This window comes from Klebsiella sp. RHBSTW-00215, assembly GCF_014103785.1.
Lineage (GTDB): Bacteria > Pseudomonadota > Gammaproteobacteria > Enterobacterales > Enterobacteriaceae > Klebsiella.
Genome location: NZ_JABXQS010000001.1, coordinates 1,748,187 through 1,772,058, shown reverse-complemented (window position 1 = coordinate 1,772,058; position 23,872 = coordinate 1,748,187). Strand labels below are relative to the sequence as shown.

The following is a 23,872-nucleotide window of genomic DNA, read 5'->3' as shown; positions in this document are numbered from 1 at the left end:
CATGTTACGTATCGCAGATAAAACTTTTGAATCGCGTCTTTTCACCGGCACCGGGAAATTCGCAGCCCCCGACGTCATGGTTGAGGCCATTCGCGCCTCCGGTAGCCAACTGGTTACGCTGGCGATGAAACGCGTCGACCTGCGTCAGCATAATGACGCTATTCTCGCGCCGCTGCTGGCGGCGGGTGTGAGCCTGCTCCCCAATACTTCAGGGGCGAAAACGGCGGAAGAAGCCGTCTTTGCCGCCCGTCTGGCGCGGGAAGCGCTGGGCACAAACTGGCTGAAGCTGGAAATCCATCCAGATGCCCGCTGGCTTCTCCCTGACCCAATTGAAACCCTAAGAGCAGCCGAGATATTGGTGCGGGAAGGATTCGTGGTACTGCCTTACTGCGGCGCTGACCCTGTGCTGTGCAAGCGTCTGGAAGAAGCGGGCTGCGCGGCGGTGATGCCGCTCGGCGCGCCTATCGGCTCCAACCAGGGGCTGGAAACCAAAGCGATGCTGGAGATTATCATCGAACAGGCCACGGTACCGGTGGTCGTTGATGCAGGTATTGGCGTACCGAGCCATGCGGCGCAGGCGCTGGAAATGGGCGCTGATGCGGTCCTGGTCAATACCGCTATCGCCGTTGCCGACGATCCGGTAACCATGGCCCGCGCGTTCCGCTTAGCGATCGAGGCAGGATTGCTGGCGAGACAGGCCGGGCCCGGTGCTCGCAGCAGCCAGGCGCAGGCCACCAGCCCGTTGACCGGCTTTCTGGAGGCGCTGGCATGAAAACTTTCACTGACCGCTGGCGGCAACTGGACTGGGACGACATTCGCCTGCGTATTAACAGTAAAACCCTGGCTGACGTCGAACGCGCACTGGCAGCAAAACAGCTCAGCCGCGATGACATGATGGCCCTCCTCTCGCCTGCCGCCGCGGGTTATCTGGAACCTTTGGCGCAGCGTGCACAGCGTCTGACCCGCCAGCGTTTTGGTAATACCGTCAGCTTTTACGTCCCGCTGTACCTCTCCAATCTGTGCGCCAACGACTGTTCCTACTGTGGCTTCTCAATGAGCAACCGCATCAAGCGCAAGACTCTGGACGATAATGAGATCGCTCGCGAGTGCGCGGCAATCCGTGAAATGGGCTTTGAGCATCTGCTGCTGGTCACCGGTGAACATCAGGGTAAAGTCGGTATGGATTATTTTCGTCAGCATTTGCCCGCTATTCGCCGCCAGTTCGCCTCGCTACATATGGAAGTTCAGCCGCTAGCGATGGAGGAGTATGCCGAACTCAAAACTCTCGGTCTGGACGGAGTAATGGTCTACCAGGAGACCTACCATGAAAGCATGTATGCGAAGCACCATCTGAAAGGGAAAAAACAGGACTTCTTCTGGCGCTTAGATACGCCGGACCGGCTCGGCCAGGCGGGGATTGATAAGATTGGCCTCGGCGCATTAATCGGTCTCTCCGACAGCTGGCGCGTGGATTGCTTTATGGTGGCGGAGCATCTGTTGTGGCTCCAGCAGCGCTACTGGCGCAGCCGCTACTCCATCTCTTTTCCGCGATTACGACCTTGCGCCGGAGGCATCGAACCGGCCTCGCTCATGGATGAACGTCAACTGGTGCAAACTATTTGCGCCTTCCGTCTGCTGGCTCCGGAAATCGAACTCTCGCTCTCAACCCGCGAATCTCCCTGGTTTCGCGATCGGGTCATTCCACTGGCCATTAACAACGTCAGTGCATTTTCGAAAACCCAGCCAGGTGGCTATGCCGATAACCATCCTGAGCTCGAACAGTTTGCGCCTCACGATGACCGTCGTCCCGAAGAGGTCGCCAGCGCGCTGGTTGCCAGTGGGCTTCAGCCAGTTTGGAAGGATTGGGACAGCTGGCTGGGACGCGCTTCCCGGTCGTCATGAAGAGGAATGTAATTCCTTAAAAGTTCTTCGTGCATGCTCGTAAGAAGAGAAACGGGAGATTGTTGTCAGATTTCCGTTTCTCTACCCTGTCTTCGTCAGCAGTGGATGCTGTCCAGGGCGAATGATAGCTCTTCCTCATTTTCGCCCTGCTCCACTCTCACATTGTTATCGCATATAAATAAATCCATCTTACAAAGCGAGAGTTATAATTAACGGAGTTTTATCTGATTCGCTCAGCAGGCATGCTGGCTAAACCCACGGTTTATCTCTTCTGGAACGATTTACGACTCATGGCTCGTCATAACAGAAAACTCTCTTTCACCACGCCGATTTTGATCGGGTTTGCGGGTATTTTACTCAGCTTCTTGCTGATCGCGGTGTTTGTCACTCAGACTCAGCGCAACGATTTTATTGAGGGTTATCATCACACAAACCGCAACTTCACTCATAACATGGCGACGAATTACACGGAAACGCTGCTCCGGGGAAATGATTTTATCCTCGCTCGCGCAGCCACTTTCTTTGCGCGTAATGATGAATTAAACAATGCCGTTAACATCAACCCTGAAAAAGGTTTAATGCTGTTAATGCAGTTGCAAAACATGATGCAGACAGTTTCCTCAATCTCGCTGGCAGATACAGACGGGCACTATCTACGCGTGCCCGAGGTGCTTGAAACCGAAGATAGTCGGACCTTTGATGCCAAATCGCGGCCGTGGTTTATCAAACAGGCAGAAGCCAGCACTGTCAGCCTCTATACCAGTCCCTATCACGACTATTTCACGCATCATCCAACCATTACTCTCTATAAACCCATTATCTCTCCAGAAGGGCGACTCAAAGGGAGCCTCGCTTTTCATCTCGACCTGACATCAATGGGTTACGCGTTACGACAAATGGTTGCACCTGTTCAGGGCGAATTTTTTGTCGTGCAACGCGATGGTAAAGTCGTTCTTCATCCCGATCCTGGCGCTCTGTTTAAACCCTATGTTAGCAGCACCTTGATGGACAGTATGACCAGCGGCGAAGGCCAGCTTTATGATGCAGATAAAGACGTCTGGTACTATTACTACTCTTTTACCAATCCTGACTGGTTCATTATCTACCGTGTCGCCAATTCGACGCTAATCAACTTAACACGCCACGAAACCAACATTGTGTCCTGGGGTTTTGCCCTTGCCGCCATTGTCATTGTTCTGTTTGGGCTATACCTACGCCATGCGTCACGCACCGTACTGATGAACATCATCAATGCAATTAAGACCGGGGACGTTAAGCGTGCGCCGCGCCTTGAGGCCATGCTCAGCAAGGCCATTGAGAGCAATAAGCAGCGCGAACTGACCTACGTTCGTCAGGCAACCATCGACGCGCTAACTGGCTGCAAAAACCGCCGGGCCTTCGACAACGATATTGCCGCGCTGATGAACGATCATCAGCCTTTCGCCCTCGCGCTGGTTGATATTGATAACTTTAAATCGATAAATGATACCTGGGGCCATCTCAATGGCGATATCGTCCTGCGTAACGTGGCCCGTGAGGGTCTGCAGGTCTTGCAACCTTTGCACGTTTCACTCTATCGCTACGGTGGCGAAGAATTTGCGGTAATATTTGCCGCTGAGCATATCGATAATGCCCTGATGTTGTTGGAAAACTGGCGAGCCAACGTCGCACAGCGCTCCTGGCGTGAAGAGGGATTGACGGTAACGTTCAGCGCGGGTTTAGGCGAATGGAATATGGAACCACTAGAGCAATTGGTAATGGGAGTCGATGAGGCACTTTACAAAGCCAAACAGCAGGGAAAGAATCGTATCATTCGCACTTGAGATAATCAGCTTCTACAAGCCCACTTCGCTGGGCTTTATTGATATTTTCAGCCACAAAAAAGAAACCGGTTTCATTATTTTGTGATGACTTACACACAATCATCGTAAAGCGGTTGTTCCGCCCTCTTGCCCGCGATAAAGATGGTATATCAAGGAACACAAGGGCCACGAACTATGAAGAATATCGTTTTATGCTGTGCTGCGGGTATGTCCACCAGCATGCTGGTTCAACGCATGCAGGCGGCTGCGCAACAGAAAGGTATCGAAGTCTCCATCAAAGCCGTACCGGTCGCCGAGTTTAAAGATAACCTCGCGGCTGCCGATATTATCCTGCTCGGACCACAAGTGAAGTATGAGCAGGCGAAACTACAGGCGCAGGCCGATCCGTTCGGTAAAAAAGTCGCCGTTATCGATATGATGGATTACGGCATGATGAAAGGCGATGCCGTGCTTGATAAAGCCCTGAAGTTGATGGAGTAAGAGATGGAAGATTTAGAAACGATCATTATGGAGTTGTTGGTTAACGCCGGTTCAGCACGTAGTTCAGCCTTAACCGCTCTGCAGCTGGCGCGTAAAGGTGATTTCGCCGCCGCCGAGCAGGCCATGGCTGAATCCCACGAATTCGTTAAGCATGCACATAAAATCCAGACTCAGCTCATCGGTCTGGACGAGGGTACCGGTAAGCTTCCGGTCAACCTGATTACCGTTCACTCGCAGGATCACCTGATGAACGCGATGGTCATTCAGGATCTGGCGACCGATATGATTGAACTCTATCGCCGTATTCCGCTCGCACAATAACCTCGACCATTTAACAGGCGCCGCTATCGGCGCCTGTCTCCTCTTAAAGAAAGCCGTACATCGCCGCAAATACCCAGCCAAAGACGCAAGAGACGCTGACGCCAATTAATCCTGGCAGGATAAAACTATGGTTAATCACAAAGCGACCGATATGCGTGGTACCTGAACGGTCGAACTGAATCGCCGCCAGATCGCTTGGGTAGGTCGGCAGAATATAATAGCCATAGCAGGCAGGCGCAGAAGCCACAATATAGGCAGGATCGACACCAATCGCCAACGCCACCGGGACAATCGCCGCCAGCGCAGCCGCCTGGGAGTTAACAAACTTCGACACCATCAGCAGCACGATGGCGTAGGCCCACGGATACTCTTTGACCATCTCCCCCAGCACGCCTTTAATTTCGGTCATGTGCGCGCCGAACATGGTCTCCGCCATCCACGCGATACCATACACCGCAACAATGGCGATCATACCCGAACGGAAAACCTCATTTTTGGAAATCGATGCCGGATTAGTTTTGGTAATGATAATGATGAGCGCTCCGGAGAGCAGCATAAACATCTGGATCACCAGAACCATCGACAGCGGCTTACCGTCGAACGCCGGGCGCAGTTCGGAAAAGGCACCGAGTAAGGCAACCACTGCGATCGATGCGAGAAAAATCCACATCGCAATCCAGTTGCTGGTCGGCAGCTTCTTATCCAGTAGCGTGGCCGTATCGCCGTAAACATAATGGCGATTTTCCGGTATCGAGATGAAGTCCTGAAATTTTTCGTCTTTATCCAGGTCCTTACCACGAAACCAGCTAAAAATACCGATAGCCAGAATACCTAATAGCGTGGACGGGATAGTTATAGCCAGGAGATCGAGGAATTCAAGATGCTTACCGTTAAACGTGAAATTACCAAGCATGGCAACCAGTGAGACAACCGCAACGGAAACCGGGCTGGCGATAATTCCCATCTGCGCACCGATAGAACTTGCCGCCATAGGCCGTTCCGGACGGATATTATTCTTAATGGCAACGTCATATATAATAGGCAGAATCGTATAAACGACGTGACCAGTGCCGCAAAGAATCGTCAGCGTACAGGTGACAAATGGCGCGACGATCGAGACGTACTTCGGGTTGCGCCGCAGGAGTTTCTCGGCAATCTGCAACATGACATCTAAACCGCCGGAGGCCTGTAATGTTGCCGAAGCGGCGACCACTGCGATAATCACCAGCATGACATCGACGGGCGGTTTTCCCGGCTGAAGATGAAAAACAAAGACTAAGATAACTAGCCCAATGCCGCCTAAAAGACCGAGCGCAATTCCGCCCTTTTTCGCGCCATAGAACAGACAAATTAAGATAATGATGAGCTGTATAGCAAATTCCATGCATCCCCCAGAAACTATCTATTAAATAACGGCAATGCTCACGCTTTGTTTTTATTTGCTCACCTCCTCTATCGCCTTTTCGACAGGCGTTGCAATCCCCTCAGTTGTGGTAAACCGAAAAGAACAGGGAAAGTAATCACATGATTATTTGAGTTTTTTGACTATATAGAGTTTACGGTTCTTATTTTTTGATACGTGTAGAATTTCCGCCCATCAATTGATGACGCAATTAATAAATAGCAATTAATAATTTATATGCACATTCAATTGATAATCAATTGGGTTATTAACATTAATAAAATGTAAATTAAAATGGATGTGATGAAGAATGCCGATCGGTTGGCAGGCGCTAGATGACGGCCCTCTGAGAAGAGGGTCCATGTTCAGAAATGACAATAAAAAAAGCCAGTCAGGAAACCCGACTGGCTTTTTAAGCGCTTAGCGAATCAACGATTAATCGTTGTCAGAGCCACCCAGACCTGCGTTCAGCAGTTCTGCCAGGTTAGCTGAAGCTTCTTCAACACTCACCTGCGGTACAGCTGGCTGTTCGCCTGCTGCGCGACGGCGCATACGATCCTGGTGGTAAGCATAACCAGTACCGGCCGGGATCAGACGACCCACGATGACGTTCTCTTTCAAGCCACGCAGTTCGTCGCGTTTACCCGCAACGGCTGCTTCGGTCAGGACACGCGTGGTCTCCTGGAACGATGCGGCAGAAATGAACGATTCGGTTGCCAGAGACGCTTTGGTGATACCCAGCAGGTCGCGGGAATAAGTTGCCGCCACTTTGCCATTCGCTTCCAGATCGCGGTTAGCAATCTTGACGCGGGAGTATTCAACCTGCTCGCCTTCCAGGAAGTCGGAGCTACCAGCACTTTCGATGGTCGCTTTACGCAGCATCTGACGAACGATAACTTCAATGTGTTTATCGTTAATCTTAACGCCTTGCAGACGATATACGTCCTGTACTTCGTTGGTGATGTAACGCGTTACCGCGTGTACGCCACGAAGACGCAGGATGTCGTGCGGTGCTTCCGGACCGTCGGAAACCACGTCACCACGTTCTACACGTTCGCCTTCGAACACGTTGAGCTGACGCCATTTCGGAATCATCTCTTCGTACGGATCGCTACCGTCTAACGGAGTGATAACCAGACGACGCTTCCCTTTGGTTTCTTTACCGAAGGAAATGATTCCGCTGATTTCCGCCAGGATTGCTGGCTCTTTCGGACGACGTGCTTCGAACAGATCCGCAACGCGCGGCAGACCACCGGTGATATCCTTGGTACCGCTGGATTCCTGAGGAATACGCGCCAAAGCGTCACCCGCACTGATCTGGATGCCATCTTCCAACTGGACGATCGCTTTACCTGGCAGGAAGTACTGCGCAGACATATCGGTGCCAGGGATCAGAACGTCGTTACCGTTAGCATCAACGATTTTCAGGGCCGGACGCAGGTCTTTACCACCCGCTGTACGCTCTGCAGAATCCAGAACCACCAGCGAAGACAGACCGGTCAGCTCGTCGGTCTGACGAGTAATGGTCTGGCCGTCAATCATGTCAGTAAAGCGGATGAAACCACTTACTTCAGTGATTACCGGCATGGTATGCGGATCCCAGTTCGCTACGGTTTCCCCGCCAGCAACCTGCTCACCATCACCTTTGCCCATCACCGCACCGTAAGGAACTTTATAGCTCTCTTTGGTACGACCGAATTCGTCGATCAGCTTCAGCTCGGTGTTACGAGAGGTCACTACCAGCTTACCGGCAGAGTTCACAACCGACTTCGCATTGCTCAGACGGATGCTACCTTTGTTTTTCACCTGGATGCTGGATTCAGCAGCCGCACGAGATGCCGCACCACCGATGTGGAACGTACGCATCGTCAGCTGTGTACCCGGCTCACCGATGGACTGTGCCGCGATAACGCCGATGGCCTCACCTTTGTTGATGATGTGGCCACGCGCCAGGTCACGACCGTAGCAGTGCGCACATACACCAAAGTCGGTGTCACAGGATACAACGGAACGCACTTTGACGGAGTCAACGGAGTTCTCTTCCAGCAGGTCACACCAGTGCTCGTGCAGCAGCGTATTGCGTGGAACCAGAATGTCCGCGGTGCCCGGCTTCAGAACATCTTCAGCAGTCACACGACCCAGTACGCGATCGCGCAGAGGCTCTTTAACATCGCCACCCTCGATAACCGGGGTCATGGTGATGCCTTCCAGGGTACCACAGTCGTCTTCAGTGACAACCAGGTCCTGGGCAACGTCAACCAGACGACGAGTCAGGTAACCGGAGTTCGCTGTTTTCAGTGCGGTATCCGCCAGACCTTTACGCGCACCGTGCGTGGAGATGAAGTACTGAAGTACGTTCAGACCTTCACGGAAGTTCGCGGTGATTGGCGTTTCGATGATGGAGCCATCCGGCTTCGCCATCAGACCACGCATACCAGCAAGCTGACGAATCTGTGCAGCAGAACCACGCGCACCGGAGTCGGCCATCATGTAGATGCTGTTGAAGGAAACCTGCTGCTCTTCTTCGCCGTCACGGTTAATCACGGTTTCAGTTTGCAGGTTATCCATCATCGCTTTAGATACACGATCGTTCGCCGCAGCCCAGATATCGATAACTTTGTTATAGCGTTCGCCCGCAGTTACCAGACCAGACTGGAACTGTTCCTGAATCTCAGCAACTTCAGCTTCCGCTTCGCTGATGATCTCGTATTTTTTCTCCGGGATGACCATGTCATCGATACCAACGGATGCACCTGAACGCGCTGCATAAGCAAAGCCGGTGTACATCGTCTGGTCCGCAAAAATAACGGTTGGTTTCAGGCCCAGAATACGGTAACAGGTGTTCAGCATCTTAGAGATCGCTTTTTTACCCAGCGCCTGGTTCACGATGGTGAACGGCAGACCTTTAGGTACGATCATCCACAGAATGGCACGGCCAACGGTCGTGTCTTTCAAGCTGGTTTTCGCGACGAATTCGCCACTTTCATCTTTTTCGTACTCGGTGATACGCACTTTAACGCGCGCATGTAGAGAGGCCAGGCCAGCGCGATAGATACGCTCGGCTTCTTTCGGGCCAGTCAGCACCATGCCTTCGCCTTTGGCGTTAACACAGTCACGAGTCATGTAGTACAGACCCAATACAACGTCCTGAGAAGGAACGATGATAGGTTCACCGTTCGCTGGGGACAGGATGTTGTTGGTAGACATCATCAACGCACGCGCTTCCAGCTGGGCTTCCAGCGTCAGCGGTACGTGAACAGCCATCTGGTCACCATCGAAGTCGGCGTTATATGCCGCACAAACCAGCGGGTGCAGCTGAATAGCTTTACCTTCGATCAGTACAGGTTCAAAGGCCTGGATACCCAAACGGTGCAGTGTTGGTGCGCGGTTCAGCAGTACCGGATGTTCGCGGATCACTTCGTCCAGGATATCCCAAACGACAGCTTCTTCACGCTCAACCATTTTCTTAGCGGCTTTGATGGTGGTGGCCAGGCCACGCAGCTCCAGTTTGCCGTAAATGAATGGTTTGAACAGCTCCAGTGCCATTTTCTTCGGCAGGCCGCACTGATGCAGACGCAGGTATGGACCTACGGTGATAACAGAACGACCTGAGTAGTCAACACGCTTACCAAGCAGGTTCTGACGGAAACGACCCTGCTTACCTTTGATCATATCAGCCAAAGATTTCAGAGGACGTTTGTTAGAACCGGTGATCGCACGACCGCGACGACCGTTATCCAGCAGGGCGTCGACCGCTTCCTGCAGCATACGTTTTTCGTTACGTACGATGATATCCGGCGCAGCCAGATCCAGCAGACGTTTCAGACGGTTGTTACGGTTAATCACGCGACGATACAGATCGTTCAGATCTGAAGTTGCGAAACGACCACCATCCAGCGGAACCAGCGGACGCAGATCTGGCGGCAGAACCGGCAGAACGGTCAGGATCATCCACTCTGGTTTGTTACCAGACTGCACGAACGCTTCCAGCAGTTTGATACGCTTGGTCAGCTTTTTACGCTTGGTTTCGGAGTTGGTTTCGTTCAGCTCTTCGCGCAGAGTTTCACACTCTTGCTCCAGATCCATGCTTTTCAGCAGGGCCTGGATTGCTTCCGCACCCATCTTCGCATCGAATTCGTCACCGAACTCTTCCAGCGCGTCCAGATACTGCTCTTCAGTCAGGATCTGTTGACGTTCCAGGTTGGTCATACCGCCTTCGATAACGACATAAGATTCGAAGTACAGTACGCGTTCGATATCGCGCAGCGGCATATCGAGCAGCAGGCCGATACGGGACGGCAGCGATTTCAGGAACCAGATGTGCGCAGTCGGAGACGCCAGCTCGATGTGGCCCATGCGCTCACGGCGCACTTTAGTCTGGGTCACTTCAACGCCGCACTTCTCACAGATCACACCACGGTGTTTCAGGCGCTTGTACTTACCGCACAGGCACTCGTAGTCTTTTACCGGCCCAAAGATACGGGCGCAGAAAAGGCCGTCACGCTCAGGCTTGAACGTACGGTAGTTAATGGTTTCCGGCTTTTTAACTTCACCAAAAGACCATGAACGGATCATGTCTGGCGAGGCCAGAGCAATTTTGATCGCATCAAACTCTTCGGTTTTAGTCTGCGCTTTCAGAAACTTTAATAAATCTTTCACGGATTTGCTCCCGTCGGAGTTAGCACAATCTGGCGCCGGGAATTATCCCGGCACCAGTGACCTGTTTGAGCGAGAGTTACTCGTCTTCCAGTTCGATGTTGATGCCCAGCGAGCGAATCTCTTTCAACAGTACGTTGAAGGATTCCGGCATGCCCGGTTCCATCTGATGGTTGCCGTCCACGATGTTTTTATACATCTTGGTACGACCGTTCACGTCATCAGACTTAACGGTGAGCATTTCCTGCAGGGTGTATGCCGCGCCATAAGCTTCCAGCGCCCACACTTCCATCTCCCCGAAGCGCTGACCACCGAACTGCGCCTTACCACCCAGCGGCTGCTGAGTAACCAGGCTGTAAGAACCGGTAGAACGCGCATGCATTTTGTCATCAACCAGGTGGTTCAGTTTCAGCATGTACATGTAGCCAACGGTTACCTGGCGCTCGAACTGCTCACCGGTACGACCGTCAAACAACGTGATCTGACCAGAAGTCGGCAGGCCACCCAGCTGTAACAGTTCCTTGATTTCAGACTCTTTCGCACCGTCGAATACTGGCGTTGCGATCGGCATACCTTTTTTCAGGTTTTCAGCAAGACGCAGAACTTCTTCATCAGTGAAGGTATTCAGATCGACCTTCTGACGAACGTCTGTACCCAGATCGTAGGCACGCTGGATGAATTCGCGCAGTTTGGCGACTTCTTGCTGCTGTTTCAGCATGGCGTTGATTTTCTCGCCAATACCTTTCGCAGCCATACCCAAGTGGGTTTCCAGAATCTGACCGATGTTCATACGAGACGGTACGCCCAGCGGGTTCAGTACGATGTCTACCGGCGTGCCGTTTTCATCGTAAGGCATATCTTCGATCGGGTTGATCTTAGAGATAACACCCTTGTTACCGTGACGACCTGCCATTTTGTCACCAGGCTGAATCTGACGTTTAACGGCCAGATACACTTTAACAATCTTCAGCACGCCTGGTGCCAGATCGTCGCCTTGAGTGATTTTGCGGCGCTTCGCTTCGAGTTTCTTCTCGAACTCGTGTTTCAGTTCGTCATACTGCTCAGCCAGCTGTTCCAGCTGATTTTGTTTCTCTTCGTCGGTCAGGCCGAGTTCCAGCCAGCGGTCACGCGGCAGTTTGTCGAGCTTCTCAGCTTCAACACCACCGGAAACCAGCACCGCGTAGATACGACCAAACAGGCCAGCTTCGAGGATCTGCAATTCTTCAGACAGGTCTTTCTTCGCCTGCTTCAGCTGCATCTCTTCGATTTCCAGCGCACGTTTGTCTTTTTCTACGCCATCGCGGGTAAAGACCTGAACGTCGATAATCGTACCGGAAACACCGTTTGGTACGCGCAGAGAAGAGTCTTTAACATCAGACGCTTTCTCACCGAAGATTGCACGCAGCAGTTTCTCTTCTGGCGTCAGTTGGGTTTCACCTTTCGGCGTGACCTTACCAACCAGAATGTCGCCACCGGTAACTTCTGCACCAATGTAAACGATACCGGATTCATCCAGTTTGGAGAGCGCAGCCTCACCCACGTTCGGGATGTCAGCAGTGATCTCTTCCGGCCCCAGCTTGGTGTCACGAGACACACATGCCAGTTCCTGAATATGGATGGTAGTGAAACGGTCTTCCTGAACAACACGCTCGGATACGAGGATGGAGTCTTCGAAGTTGTAACCATTCCATGGCATGAATGCCACGCGCATGTTCTGACCGAGCGCCAGCTCACCGAGGTCGGTAGACGGGCCATCTGCCAGCACGTCGCCGCGCTCGATTGGCTCACCCAGAGACACACACGGCATCTGGTTAATACAGGTGTTCTGGTTAGAACGGGTGTATTTGGTCAGGTTATAGATGTCGATACCTGCTTCACCCGGGTACATCTCGTCTTCGTTAACTTTGATAACGATACGGGAGGCATCCACGTACTGAACCAGACCGCCACGTTTAGCAACCGCAGTTACACCGGAGTCAACGGCAACAGCACGTTCCATACCGGTACCAACCAGCGGCTTATCAGCACGCAGAGTCGGAACCGCCTGACGTTGCATGTTCGCACCCATCAATGCACGGTTGGCGTCATCGTGTTCCAGGAACGGGATCAGGGACGCACCGACGGAAACCACCTGTTGGGTGGAAACGTCCATGTAGTCAACCTGGTCGCGGCTGAACAAGCTGGATTCGCCTTTGCTACGACAAGTTACCAGGTCTTCTTCAAAGTGGCCTTCGTCATCCAGGTTGGAGTTCGCCTGAGCGATAACGTAGTTGCCTTCTTCAATAGCAGACAGGTAATGAATTTCGTCGGTAACAACACCGTCGGTTACTTTACGGTACGGAGTCTCAAGGAAGCCGTATTCGTTAGTCTGTGCGTACACGGACAGGGAGTTGATCAGACCGATGTTCGGACCTTCAGGCGTTTCGATAGGACATACGCGACCGTAGTGAGTCGGGTGTACGTCTCGAACTTCAAAGCCTGCGCGTTCACGGGTCAAACCGCCTGGGCCGAGTGCGGAGATACGACGTTTGTGCGTAATCTCAGACAACGGGTTGTTCTGGTCCATAAACTGGGAAAGCTGGCTGGAACCGAAGAACTCTTTAACCGCGGCAGAAATCGGCTTGGCGTTGATCATATCCTGAGGCATCAGGGTATCCAGATCGCCCAGAGACAGACGCTCTTTCACCGCACGCTCAACACGCACCAGGCCAACGCGGAATTGGTTTTCCGCCATTTCGCCTACGGAACGGATACGACGGTTACCGAGGTGGTCGATATCATCGACTTCGCCTTTACCGTTACGGATATCGATGAGCTTTTTCATCACTTCGATGATGTCTTCTTTGCTCAGGATACCGGAACCTTCGATTTCATCACGCAGCAGAGAGCGGTTGAACTTCATACGACCAACCGCTGACAGATCATAGCGGTCTTCGGAGAAGAACAGGTTCTCGAACAGATTTTCAGCTGCTTCACGAGTCGGCGGTTCACCAGGGCGCATCATGCGGTAGATTTCTACCAGTGCGCTCAGACGATCGTTGGTTGGGTCGACGCGTATAGTCTCAGACATATACGCACCGTGGTCCAGATCGTTGGTGAACAGAGTTTCAATGCGCTTATGGCCAGACTGGCTCAGCTTCGCCAGCAGATCCAGGCTCAGCTCCATGTTCGCAGAGCAGATCAGCTCACCAGTAGATGCGTCAACATAGTCTTTAGATGCAACTTTACCCGCAATGTACTCAACCGGAACTTCGATATGTTTGATATCGTCTTTTTCCAGCTGGCGAATGTGGCGCGCAGTGATGCGGCGGCCTTTTTCGACGTACAACTTGCCGTTGGCTTCGATATCAAAAGAAGCTGTTTCACCGCGAAGACGCTCAGGAATGAGCTCCATTTGCAGCTTGTTATCGCGAATTTCAAAGACCACTTTGTCGAAGAACAGGTCAAGGATCTGCTCAGTGGTGTACTGCAGCGCACGCAGAATAATCGTTGCTGGCAGCTTACGACGGCGGTCAATACGGACAAACAGGTTGTCTTTCGGGTCGAACTCGAAGTCCAGCCAGGAACCACGGTAAGGAATGATACGCGCGTTATACAGCACTTTACCCGAAGAGTGGGTTTTACCTTTGTCGGAGTCAAAGAAGACGCCTGGGCTACGGTGCAGCTGAGAAACGATAACACGCTCGGTACCGTTGATAACAAAGGTGCCGTTGTCAGTCATGAGCGGAATTTCGCCCATGTAGACTTCTTGTTCTTTAATGTCTTTGACTGTGCCTTCCGGCGCTTCGCGCTCGTAGATCACCAGACGCAGTTTTACACGCAGCGGTGCCGAATAGGTCACGCCACGAATCTGACATTCTTTAACGTCAAAAACAGGTTCGCCCAGACGGTAGCTGACGTATTGCAGCTCAGAATTACCGCTGTAGCTCTTAATCGGAAATACGGAACGGAAAGCTGCTTCCAGACCATACTGTCCTTCAGGATCTTGCTCGATGAACTTCTGAAACGAGTCAAGCTGGATAGAAAGGAGATAAGGTATGTCCAGAACCTGCGGACGTTTACCAAAATCCTTACGAATACGTTTTTTCTCGGTATAGGAGTAAACCATAGGGTTCCTCAGCTCGCTGACAAGTCGACCCATCTGCCCACATAAGGCAGTTTTTTATGCAACACTATTTTGTTGACCGGAAAATGGAACACTTTCCGCAATACCTGTTTCTATCACGCTTAAACCATTTCATTGCAATTTACACAGCTCAGGAGCCCTAACCTGTCGCAGTATATTAAGTCGTCTATAGAAACAAGCATTGTCAGGACAACCAGTAGTCAAACAGTGTGAAATGCTACTGGCGCCTTACAGCGCAAAAAGGCTGGTGACCAAAAAGTCACCAGCCATCAGCCTGATTACTCAGGCTGCAACCGGAAAAGTTGGCTTATTTAACTTCAACTTCTGCGCCAGCTTCTTCCAGAGATTTTTTCAGTGCTTCAGCGTCATCTTTGCTCACGCCTTCTTTCAGAGCGGCCGGAGCAGATTCTACCAGGTCTTTAGCTTCTTTCAGACCCAGGCCAGTTGCGCCACGTACTGCTTTGATAACGGCAACTTTGTTAGCGCCGATACCTTTCAGAATTACGTCGAATTCAGTTTTTTCTTCAGCAGCTTCAGCCGGGCCAGCAGCTACAGCTACAGCAGCAGCAGCGGAAACACCGAATTTTTCTTCCATTGCAGAGATCAGCTCAACAACGTCCATTACGGACATAGCGGATACTGCTTCAATGATTTGATCTTTAGTGATAGACATTTAAATTGTTCCTGAATATCAGAATAAGTTTATACGTAAGCAGATGCTTTACAAAGACAACTGCGATTAAGCAGCTTCTTTCGCATCGCGAACAGCAGCCAGAGTGCGAACCAGTTTGCCAGCCGAAGCTTCTTTCATGGTTGCCATCAGGCGTGCAATTGCTTCTTCGTAGGTCGGCAGGGTTGCCAGGCGATCGATTTGCGATGCCGGGATCAACTCACCTTCAAAGGCTGCGGCTTTGACCTCAAATTTTGCATTCGCTTTCGCGAACTCTTTGAACAGACGAGCAGCTGCGCCCGGGTGTTCCATAGAGTATGCAATCAGGGTCGGACCAACAAACGTGTCTTTCAGGCACTCGAACGGAGTACCTTCAACGACGCGGCGCAGCAGGGTGTTACGAACAACACGCATGTAAACGCCAGCTTCACGACCTGCTTTACGCAGTTCAGTCATTTTGCCTACAGTAACGCCACGGGAATCCGCAACTACTGCAGACAGCGCGCCTTTGGCTACTTCGCTGACTTCAGCAACAATCGCTTGTTTGTCTTGAAGATTTAAAGCCATTAGCTTTGCTCCTGGATGTTTGCCAGAGCTTATGCCCTGGAACTCACTTCACTCTTTCCAACGAAAGAGCGTCTTTATACGGTGAGCAGAAACAAGCCAGAGTATCCAAAAATAATCTTAGCGTTCTGTCACCGTCTACGCAGGGCATTAAGTTTCTTGCGAAACACCTGCGGTCTTCGACGGAGGCCTGGATAGGCCAGGCTCCAACGAACAAATCTGTTATTTGCTAACTTTCGTTAACAAACGTGGGGGTAGAATTGTAGACAAATCCTACGCCCACGTAAAGGCGAATATTAGTTCGCCACTGTCGCAGTCAGACCAGACTGATCAACGGCAACGCCAGCACCCATGGTGGTGGAGAGGCTAACTTTCTTGATGTACACGCCTTTTGCCTGAGTCGGTTTTGCTTTTTTCAGCGCAACCAGCAGAGACTCCAGGTTTTCTTTCAGTTTGTCAGCGTCAAAATCCACTTTACCGATGGTAGTGTGGATGATGCCGTTTTTGTCGTTACGGTAACGAACCTGGCCTGCTTTAGCATTCTTAACTGCTTCAGCAACGTTAGGAGTTACGGTACCAACTTTCGGGTTTGGCATCAGGCCACGTGGACCCAGAACCTGGCCCAACTGGCCAACAACGCGCATTGCATCCGGGGAAGCAATAACAACGTCAAAGTTCATTTCGCCTTTTTTGATCTGGTCAGCCAGATCTTCCATACCTACCAGCTCGGCGCCTGCAGCTTTAGCTGCTTCAGCGTTCGGGCCCTGGGCAAATACGGCTACGCGAACGGAACGACCTGTACCGTGCGGCAGTACAGTTGCGCCACGGACGTTCTGGTCAGATTTACGAGCGTCGATGCCGAGGTTTACAGCAACGTCAACGCTTTCTACAAACTTAGCGGTCGCCAGCTCTTTCAGCAGGGCAATGGCTTCGTTGATGTCATACTGTTTAGTTGCATCAACTTTGTCACGGATCACGGACATGCGCTTGGTCAGTTTAGCCATTTCTTAGTCCTCCACTACCAGGCCCATGGAACGTGCAGTACCTTCAATGGAGCGAGTCATCGCTTCAATGTCGGAACCAGTCATGTCGGCAGCTTTGGTCTGCGCGATTTCCTGCAGCTGAGCGCGGGAAATTTTACCTACTTTATCTTTGTTCGGCTTACCGGAACCAGACTTGATGCCTGCAGCTTTCTTCAGGAGAACAGCAGCCGGCGGAGTCTTAGTAACAAAGGTAAAAGAACGGTCAGCGTAAACGGTGATAACAACCGGGATTGGCAGACCTTTTTCCAGGGATTCGGTTTTAGCGTTGAACGCTTTGCAGAATTCCATGATGTTCACACCCTGCTGACCCAGTGCTGGACCAACCGGCGGACTCGGGTTTGCCATACCAGCTGCAACCTGCAGCTTGACGTAGGCTTGTACTTTCTTAGCCATTTAAATTTCCTCGTTTGGGTGTAACGCCTTTAAAAAAGGCTCCCCGTGATAAATATCGCTTTATGGGCATATGACCCATAAAAACAAAAGGCGCGAAATTGTATGTCAATTTCGCGCCTCAGGCAATGATTAAATCGCTGTTTTTTTGATCGGCAGTTAAGCTTTTTCTACCTGAGCAAAATCAAGTTCAACCGGAGTTGCACGACCGAAGATAGAAACGGACACCTTCAGACGCGACTTCTCATAGTCAACTTCTTCGACGACGCCATTAAAGTCTGCGAACGGACCATCGCTAACGCGTACCATCTCACCCGGTTCAAATAGCGTTTTCGGCCGCGGCTTATCACCAACCTGCTGCAGACGGTTCATGATCGCGTCCACTTCTTTATCACTGATCGGAGCCGGACGGTCAGAGGTGCCGCCGATAAAGCCCATCACTCGAGGCACGCTACGTACCAGGTGCCAACTCGCGTCATTCATGACCATCTGGACCAGTACATAACCAGGGAAGAATTTACGCTCGCTTTTACGGCGCAGGCCGCCACGGATCTCGACCACTTCTTCCGTCGGCACCATGACTTCGCCAAACAACTCTTCCATATTGTGTAATTTGATATGTTCACGCAACGAGGTAGCTACGCGACCTTCAAAACCGGAAAACGCCTGAACGACGTACCAACGTTTTTTAGGAGCTTCAGACATCTCAGAACCTCAGGCCAGTGATAAAGGATACCAGGCGAACCAGAATACCATCCAGTCCCCACAGGATCAGTGACATTACTGCAGTCACTGCGGCAACAATCAGCGTAGTGTGCAACGTTTCCTGCCGAGTTGGCCAAATAACCTTGCGGACTTCAGTTCTCGCTTCGCGAGCGAAAGCCACTGTCGCCTTACCTTTTGTCGTTAACAGCGCGACGCCGCCTGCTGCAGCGATCAGAATCACTACGGCCAACGCACGCACTGCCAGCATAATGTCACGATAGAGGAAGTTGCCGACGATAGCCATAATCAGCAGCACGGCAACAATCGCCCACTTCATCGCTTCGAGGCCGCGCCCGCTCCCTTGAGCTTCGGTATTCGCACTCATAAACCAACCTGTCACAAGAATTCAGACAAATATCTTCACCCCGCATGAAATACGAGGCGACCAAACCGAAATGCTCTGTTGCGTTTCGGACTTAACGCCCTCTTCAGAGCCTGTCTCAGCAATGATTATGACTCAAAAAATCACTGATGAGCCAGGTTCTGGTGTGAAAGCGTGCAAAAAGGGCATCAAATGATGCCCTTTTATTGCGCATTGCGTCAAATGTTATCAGTGATTAGCTGAGAACTTTAGCAACAACGCCCGCGCCAACGGTACGGCCGCCTTCACGGATTGCGAAACGCAGACCGTCGTCCATTGCGATCGGGTGGATCAGGGTAACAACCATTTTGATGTTGTCGCCCGGCATAACCATCTCTACGCCTTCCGGCAGTTCGATGGTGCCAGTCACGTCAGTTGTACGGAAGTAGAACTGCGGACGATAGCCTTTGAAGAACGGAGTATGACGGCCGCCTTCATCTTTGGACAGAATATAAACTTCAGATTCGAACTTGGTGTGCGGCTTGATTGAGCCCGGCTTAGCCAGTACCTGGCCACGTTCGATTTCTTCACGTTTGATACCACGCAGCAGAACACCTACGTTCTCACCAGCACGGCCTTCGTCCAGCAGTTTGCGGAACATTTCAACGCCGGTACAGGTAGACTTCGCAGTCTCTTTGATACCAACGATTTCAACTTCTTCGCCAACTTTAACAATACCACGCTCTACACGGCCGGTAACAACAGTACCACGACCGGAGATGGAGAATACGTCTTCGATAGGCAGCAGGAACGGCTTGTCAATCGCACGCTCTGGTTCCGGGATGTAAGAATCCAGGAAGCCAGCCAGTTCGATGATTTTCGCTTCCCACTCAGCGTCACCTTCCAGTGCTTTCAGAGCAGAACCACGAACGATCGGAGTGTCGTCGCCCGGGAAATCGTACTGAGACAGAAGTTCACGAACTTCCATTTCGACCAGTTCCAGCAGCTCTTCGTCATCAACCATGTCGCATTTGTTCAGGAACACGATGATGTACGGAACACCTACCTGACGACCCAGCAGGATGTGCTCACGGGTCTGCGGCATCGGGCCGTCAGTCGCAGCAACAACCAGGATCGCGCCATCCATCTGCGCAGCACCGGTGATCATATTTTTAACATAGTCGGCGTGGCCCGGGCAGTCTACGTGTGCGTAGTGGCGAGTCGGGGTGTCATATTCAACGTGGGAGGTGTTGATGGTGATACCACGAGCTTTTTCTTCCGGCGCGTTATCGATCTGATCGAATGCGCGAGCAGCACCGCCGTAGGTTTTAGCCAGTACGGTAGTGATTGCAGCGGTCAGCGTTGTTTTACCATGGTCAACGTGGCCGATAGTACCGACGTTAACGTGCGGTTTTGTACGTTCAAACTTTTCTTTAGACATCGATTGTCCCTCTAAGACACGGATAAATCGGTGATATCACCACATCAACCAGGCAACATGCCCGACTTGTTGAATGCAATAGAATAGAGAGAAACAGGGAGGAGAGATAAAGAAGTGGTGCTGATACCCAGAGTCGAACTGGGGACCTCACCCTTACCAAGGGTGCGCTCTACCAACTGAGCCATATCAGCACGTCTGGAGCGGGCAGCGGGAATCGAACCCGCATCATCAGCTTGGAAGGCTGAGGTAATAGCCATTATACGATGCCCGCATCCTGAAACTCGGCTACCCAGTTCTTTCTATAACAAAAAAAAGAGATGAATCTCTTTTTCTGTTTGAGTTGACTAGTTTAACCAATCAACCCTGGCTTCGCAAAGCGTTGCCGAAAGATGGTGGTGGGGGAAGGATTCGAACCTTCGAAGTCGATGACGGCAGATTTACAGTCTGCTCCCTTTGGCCGCTCGGGAACCCCACCAGGCACTTGATGGTGCCGACTACCGGAATCGAACTGGTGACCTACTGATTACAAGTCAGTTGCTCTACCTACTGAGCTAAGTCGGCATCAAGTAGCGCGCATTCTAGGGAGACCTGAGAGTTCATGCAACTAAAAAATTGCATAAAACGTTCTATCGCTCACATTTTGTGCTTAATCGAGAAAAAACGGTGTAAATTCAAACAACGAAGCACAAAAATACACCATTCATCGCACAAAGTTACTTAGAGGTAATTCCTGAAAATGTAAAATCCCCTTTTGATATAACATCCTTACCGCTACGAGCTACCCGTGGTCTCAGTTAATTAACACTGGCAGCCCTGTAGAAGACTTTATATGCCACCACCAACTCATTCGCCTCTGTGATGGTACCGTTAGAAAGCATCATTCAATGAGTTTTTTTCTTATTATTCCTTGCAATCTGGTGTTACCCTCCTGCCCATTGTCCTGATTAACTAGTGTGAAGCACCCCCGCCTTTCTTTCATTCGGCGACTGCAAGAACATGCTTATGAGCCAAAAAGAGCAAACGTTAATGACACCGTACCTACAATTTAACCGCGACCAATGGGCTGCACTTCGTGATTCTGTTCCGATGACGCTAGCAGAGGAAGAAATCACGCGGTTAAAAGGCATCAATGAAGATCTTTCCCTTGAAGAAGTTGCAGAGATTTATTTGCCACTGTCGCGCTTGCTCAATTTTTATATCAGTTCTAACTTGCGCCGCCAGGCGGTACTGGAACAATTCCTCGGTACCAATGGTCAACGCATCCCTTATATCATCAGTATTGCGGGTAGCGTGGCTGTCGGCAAAAGTACTACTGCGCGCGTGCTGCAAGCTTTACTCAGTCGCTGGCCCGAACATCGCCATGTTGAATTGATCACTACCGATGGTTTTTTGCACCCTAACGCGGTATTGAAAGAACGCGGCCTGATGAAGAAGAAGGGCTTCCCGCAGTCTTACGATATGCATCGCTTAGTTAAATTCGTTTCCGACCTGAAATCAGGCATTCCAAACGCCACTGCTCCTGTCTATTCGCATCTGATTTATGATGTTATTCCTGATGGGGATAAAACAGTTACCCAGCCGGATATTTTAATTCTTGAAGGATTAAATGTTTTACAAAGTGGAATGGATTACCCACACGATCCACATCATGTATTTGTTTCAGATTTTGTTGATTTTTCAATTTATGTCGATGCGCCAGAAGACTTGCTCAAAACATGGTATATCAATCGTTTTCTGAAATTTCGTGAAGGGGCATTTACCGACCCCGACTCTTATTTCCATAATTACGCACAGCTTTCTAAAGATGAAGCTATCAACATTGCTACATCGTTATGGAACGAGATTAACCTTTTGAATTTAAAGGAAAACATCCTTCCAACTCGTGAGCGAGCTAGTCTTATAATGACTAAAAGTGCAAATCATTCCGTCAATCAAGTTCGATTACGAAAATAAGACAGGGAGCGTTAGCTCCCTTTTTTCATTCAGCGCTGCGCAACGATATCTCGCCACCAATCCAGGGTTTTACTACTCCATCCTGTTCCAGCAATAAGGCACCTTGAGCATCAATCCCGCGGGAAATACCAAAGATTTCTTTATCACCAATAATAAGTTTAACCGGACGATTAATAAAGTTATCTAACTTTTCCCAGCGTTTTAGATACGGTGCCAAACCTTCCTGTTCAAAAAGCTGCAGACTAGCCCGCAATTCTTTAATCAACCGCGCGGCCAGAGTATTCCTATCGATAGAGATTCCTGCTTCCTGTAAGCTGATCCAGCCTTGATTAACAACATCAGACTCAACACGACGCATCATAAGATTGATACCTGCCCCGCTAACTATCTGTGCAGCGTCACCGGTTTTACCCGTCAGTTCCACCAGGATCCCTGACAGTTTCCGATCCTGCAAATAGAGATCATTCGGCCATTTCACCCGTACTTTATCGGCCCCCAGGCTTTGAAGTACCTCGGCAATCACAATCCCGATTACCAAACTCAAACCAATGGCAGCAGCGGGCCCCTGCTCAAGACGCCAGTACATTGAAAGGTAGAGGTTAGAACCAAACGGCGAGAACCACTTACGCCCCCTACGACCGCGACCAGCCTGTTGATATTCCGCTACGCAAGCATCACCAGACTGCAGTTCACTAAGCCTATCCAGTAAATACTGATTCGTAGAGTCAATAACCGGTAGCACGGTTACCCGTCCATGTTCAATCTGCTTCGAAATCTGTTCTTCGTCTAATAGCTGTATAGGTTCCGGCAAGCTGTAGCCTTTACCTGGGACGGTAAATACATCAACTCCCCAGTCACGCAAGGTTTGAATATGTTTATTGATTGCCGCCCGGCTCATTCCTAAGCGCTCGCCAAGTTGCTCACCTGAGTGAAACTCAGCGTCGGCCAGTATCGATATCAACGTCAGAGGAACGGTATAATCTTTCATACAATGATCCCCTCCGCATCGACTTCACCTGTTTTGCTAATAAAACGCACTTCCGGTTGTAGCCAGATATTGAACTTATCCCCAACCTGCTGGCGAACATAGTGGGCTAATTTAACCACATCTTCACTGGTTGCCCGATCGTAATTAATCAATACTAATGCCTGTTGGTTGTGTACCGCTGCACCGCCAATTACCTTGCCTTTAAGCTGACATTGATCGATGAGCCATCCTGCTGCCAGCTTTATGCTGCCATCAGGCTGCGGGTAGTGAGGAATACCTGGATATTGCTCCAGCAAACCTTGCGCATTTTCAGCACTAATCACTGGATTCTTAAAGAAACTGCCCGCATTACCCGTCACTTTTGGATCAGGAAGCTTAGTCATTCGCATGTGACAAACGGAATCAAAAACCTGATGCGGCGTAACGCTTTCAGGATCAAGGCGGGTTAAATCACCGTAAGTTAAGACCGGTCGCCATACTTTTGCCAAAGTTAGGCCTACGGCCACAATAGCGTAGAGGTCCTTATACTCATGCTTGAAAATACTGTCGCGATAACCAAAGCGGCACTCAGCGGCGGAAAAGCGCCGCTTCTGACCAGTGGCTAACTCAACGCAATCGACATACTGACAAACGCTCTGTAGTTCAATTCCATAGGCACCAATGTTTTGAATCGGGGAAGATCCGGCACAGCCAGGGATTAATGCAAGATTTTCTAAACCAGGCATTTTATTATTCAACGCGAATTGCACCAACCGATGCCAGTTCTCCCCCGCCCCAACATGCAAATGCCAGGCATCAGGTGTTTCACTAACCTCTATACCCATGATACGGTTGATAATTACCGTACCAGAATAATCCTCCAGGAAGAGAATATTGCTTCCTTCTCCCAGGATCAAAACAGGTTGTTTTGCTGTAACAGCCTTTTGCCAGACAGCAACCAGCTGTTGTTCGTTTTCGACGCGTACAAGCTCTCTGGCCGAGCAGTCTATGCCAAAGGTATTCCAGGGTTTGAGGGAGTGGTTCATAGTGGTTTCCTGATGCAAAATC

The 23,872-nt window shown here is 50.8% G+C and carries 18 protein-coding genes and 4 tRNA genes; 6 read left to right on the top strand and 16 right to left on the bottom strand.

All coding sequences use genetic code 11. The annotated features are described in order from the left end of the window. Position 1 precedes the first annotated feature (1 nt). The 5 genes from thiG to HV127_RS08415 all read left to right on the top strand — a co-directional run bounded on the left by thiG (position 2) and on the right by HV127_RS08415 (position 4,526). Positions 2 to 772, top strand: a complete 771-nt coding sequence (gene thiG, locus HV127_RS08435) for a thiazole synthase (protein WP_182235597.1) — start codon at positions 2 to 4, stop codon at positions 770 to 772. Then, a complete protein-coding gene (gene thiH / locus HV127_RS08430; RefSeq protein ID WP_182235596.1) occupies positions 769 to 1,902 on the top strand; it encodes a 2-iminoacetate synthase ThiH in 1,134 nt (377 codons plus the stop codon). The genes thiG and thiH overlap by 4 nt, the downstream gene beginning before the upstream one ends. Positions 1,903 to 2,192: 290 nt before the next feature. Next, positions 2,193 to 3,725 carry a sensor domain-containing diguanylate cyclase gene (locus tag HV127_RS08425; protein WP_182235595.1) on the top strand — a complete coding sequence of 511 codons (1,533 nt, stop codon included), beginning with the start codon at positions 2,193 to 2,195 and terminating at the stop codon, positions 3,723 to 3,725. 174 nt (positions 3,726 to 3,899) lie between these two features. Continuing rightward, the gene (locus HV127_RS08420) at positions 3,900 to 4,205 is read left to right on the top strand and encodes a PTS sugar transporter subunit IIB (RefSeq protein WP_110277342.1); all 306 of its coding nucleotides are present in this window, start codon (positions 3,900 to 3,902) and stop codon (positions 4,203 to 4,205) included. Between the two features lie 3 nt (positions 4,206 to 4,208). Next, on the top strand, positions 4,209 to 4,526 hold the full coding sequence (locus HV127_RS08415) for a PTS lactose/cellobiose transporter subunit IIA (protein WP_110277341.1): 318 nt from the start codon (positions 4,209 to 4,211) through the stop codon (positions 4,524 to 4,526). A gap of 43 nt (positions 4,527 to 4,569) precedes the next feature. On the opposite strand, the gene dcuB is transcribed toward HV127_RS08415, so the two are convergent. The 14 genes from dcuB to HV127_RS08345 form a co-directional block, all read right to left on the bottom strand. Continuing rightward, positions 4,570 to 5,910, bottom strand: a complete 1,341-nt coding sequence (gene dcuB / locus HV127_RS08410; protein WP_182235594.1) for an anaerobic C4-dicarboxylate transporter DcuB — start codon at positions 5,908 to 5,910, stop codon at positions 4,570 to 4,572. Positions 5,911 to 6,363: 453 nt separating this feature from the next. After that, positions 6,364 to 10,587, bottom strand: a complete 4,224-nt coding sequence (gene rpoC / locus HV127_RS08405) for a DNA-directed RNA polymerase subunit beta' (RefSeq protein WP_112217118.1) — start codon at positions 10,585 to 10,587, stop codon at positions 6,364 to 6,366. 76 nt (positions 10,588 to 10,663) lie between these two features. Next, a complete protein-coding gene (gene rpoB, locus HV127_RS08400) occupies positions 10,664 to 14,692 on the bottom strand; it encodes a DNA-directed RNA polymerase subunit beta (protein WP_181484082.1) in 4,029 nt (1,342 codons plus the stop codon). Positions 14,693 to 15,017: 325 nt separating this feature from the next. Beyond that, entirely contained in the window at positions 15,018 to 15,383 is a 366-nt protein-coding gene (gene rplL / locus HV127_RS08395; RefSeq protein WP_049842133.1) for a 50S ribosomal protein L7/L12, read from the bottom strand. A 66-nt stretch (positions 15,384 to 15,449) separates the two neighbouring features. Then, positions 15,450 to 15,947 carry a 50S ribosomal protein L10 gene (rplJ, locus tag HV127_RS08390; protein ID WP_110277337.1) on the bottom strand — a complete coding sequence of 166 codons (498 nt, stop codon included), beginning with the start codon at positions 15,945 to 15,947 and terminating at the stop codon, positions 15,450 to 15,452. Positions 15,948 to 16,240: 293 nt separating this feature from the next. Next, the gene (gene rplA / locus HV127_RS08385) at positions 16,241 to 16,948 is read right to left on the bottom strand and encodes a 50S ribosomal protein L1 (RefSeq protein ID WP_110277336.1); all 708 of its coding nucleotides are present in this window, start codon (positions 16,946 to 16,948) and stop codon (positions 16,241 to 16,243) included. Between the two features lie 3 nt (positions 16,949 to 16,951). Beyond that, on the bottom strand, positions 16,952 to 17,380 hold the full coding sequence (gene rplK / locus HV127_RS08380; protein WP_004097640.1) for a 50S ribosomal protein L11: 429 nt from the start codon (positions 17,378 to 17,380) through the stop codon (positions 16,952 to 16,954). 156 nt (positions 17,381 to 17,536) lie between these two features. After that, entirely contained in the window at positions 17,537 to 18,082 is a 546-nt protein-coding gene (gene nusG / locus HV127_RS08375; RefSeq protein ID WP_041143537.1) for a transcription termination/antitermination protein NusG, read from the bottom strand. Between the two features lies 1 nt (position 18,083). Then, positions 18,084 to 18,467: a preprotein translocase subunit SecE gene (gene secE / locus HV127_RS08370; protein WP_110277335.1), complete on the bottom strand. Its 384-nt coding sequence runs from the start codon at positions 18,465 to 18,467 to the stop codon at positions 18,084 to 18,086. 232 nt (positions 18,468 to 18,699) lie between these two features. Next, a complete protein-coding gene (gene tuf / locus HV127_RS08365) occupies positions 18,700 to 19,884 on the bottom strand; it encodes an elongation factor Tu (protein WP_182235593.1) in 1,185 nt (394 codons plus the stop codon). Positions 19,885 to 19,999: 115 nt separating this feature from the next. Beyond that, positions 20,000 to 20,075, bottom strand: a tRNA-Thr gene (locus HV127_RS08360). A 5-nt stretch (positions 20,076 to 20,080) separates the two neighbouring features. Then, a tRNA-Gly gene (locus HV127_RS08355) sits at positions 20,081 to 20,155 on the bottom strand. A 119-nt stretch (positions 20,156 to 20,274) separates the two neighbouring features. Then, a tRNA-Tyr gene (locus HV127_RS08350) sits at positions 20,275 to 20,359 on the bottom strand. A gap of 10 nt (positions 20,360 to 20,369) precedes the next feature. Then, positions 20,370 to 20,445: transfer RNA gene (locus HV127_RS08345), tRNA-Thr, on the bottom strand. Positions 20,446 to 20,886: 441 nt separating this feature from the next. Here HV127_RS08345 and coaA point away from each other — a divergent pair. Beyond that, complete coding sequence (gene coaA, locus HV127_RS08340; RefSeq protein WP_112217424.1) at positions 20,887 to 21,837, top strand: type I pantothenate kinase; 951 nt, start codon at positions 20,887 to 20,889, stop codon at positions 21,835 to 21,837. A gap of 25 nt (positions 21,838 to 21,862) precedes the next feature. Here coaA and birA read toward each other — a convergent pair whose 3' ends face one another. Together birA and murB are read right to left on the bottom strand one after the other, a co-directional pair. Continuing rightward, complete coding sequence (gene birA, locus HV127_RS08335; protein ID WP_182235592.1) at positions 21,863 to 22,825, bottom strand: bifunctional biotin--[acetyl-CoA-carboxylase] ligase/biotin operon repressor BirA; 963 nt, start codon at positions 22,823 to 22,825, stop codon at positions 21,863 to 21,865. Beyond that, the gene (gene murB, locus HV127_RS08330; RefSeq protein ID WP_182235591.1) at positions 22,822 to 23,850 is read right to left on the bottom strand and encodes a UDP-N-acetylmuramate dehydrogenase; all 1,029 of its coding nucleotides are present in this window, start codon (positions 23,848 to 23,850) and stop codon (positions 22,822 to 22,824) included. Before murB ends, birA begins: the two co-directional genes overlap by 4 nt. Positions 23,851 to 23,872: the final 22 nt, after the last annotated feature.

Coding starts and splice junctions, on each gene's coding strand:
- rpoB (WP_181484082.1), bottom strand. CDS start 14,692: ATGGTTTACTCCTATACCGAGAAAAAACGTATTCGTAAGGATTTTGGT.
- secE (WP_110277335.1), bottom strand. CDS start 18,467: ATGAGTGCGAATACCGAAGCTCAAGGGAGCGGGCGCGGCCTCGAAGCG.
- rplL (WP_049842133.1), bottom strand. CDS start 15,383: ATGTCTATCACTAAAGATCAAATCATTGAAGCAGTATCCGCTATGTCC.
- rplK (WP_004097640.1), bottom strand. CDS start 17,380: ATGGCTAAGAAAGTACAAGCCTACGTCAAGCTGCAGGTTGCAGCTGGT.
- HV127_RS08425 (WP_182235595.1), top strand. CDS start 2,193: ATGGCTCGTCATAACAGAAAACTCTCTTTCACCACGCCGATTTTGATC.
- coaA (WP_112217424.1), top strand. CDS start 20,887: ATGAGCCAAAAAGAGCAAACGTTAATGACACCGTACCTACAATTTAAC.
- nusG (WP_041143537.1), bottom strand. CDS start 18,082: ATGTCTGAAGCTCCTAAAAAACGTTGGTACGTCGTTCAGGCGTTTTCC.
- thiG (WP_182235597.1), top strand. CDS start 2: ATGTTACGTATCGCAGATAAAACTTTTGAATCGCGTCTTTTCACCGGC.
- dcuB (WP_182235594.1), bottom strand. CDS start 5,910: ATGGAATTTGCTATACAGCTCATCATTATCTTAATTTGTCTGTTCTAT.
- tuf (WP_182235593.1), bottom strand. CDS start 19,884: ATGTCTAAAGAAAAGTTTGAACGTACAAAACCGCACGTTAACGTCGGT.
- rplJ (WP_110277337.1), bottom strand. CDS start 15,947: ATGGCTTTAAATCTTCAAGACAAACAAGCGATTGTTGCTGAAGTCAGC.
- HV127_RS08415 (WP_110277341.1), top strand. CDS start 4,209: ATGGAAGATTTAGAAACGATCATTATGGAGTTGTTGGTTAACGCCGGT.
- HV127_RS08420 (WP_110277342.1), top strand. CDS start 3,900: ATGAAGAATATCGTTTTATGCTGTGCTGCGGGTATGTCCACCAGCATG.
- birA (WP_182235592.1), bottom strand. CDS start 22,825: ATGAAAGATTATACCGTTCCTCTGACGTTGATATCGATACTGGCCGAC.
- thiH (WP_182235596.1), top strand. CDS start 769: ATGAAAACTTTCACTGACCGCTGGCGGCAACTGGACTGGGACGACATT.
- rplA (WP_110277336.1), bottom strand. CDS start 16,948: ATGGCTAAACTGACCAAGCGCATGTCCGTGATCCGTGACAAAGTTGAT.
- murB (WP_182235591.1), bottom strand. CDS start 23,850: ATGAACCACTCCCTCAAACCCTGGAATACCTTTGGCATAGACTGCTCG.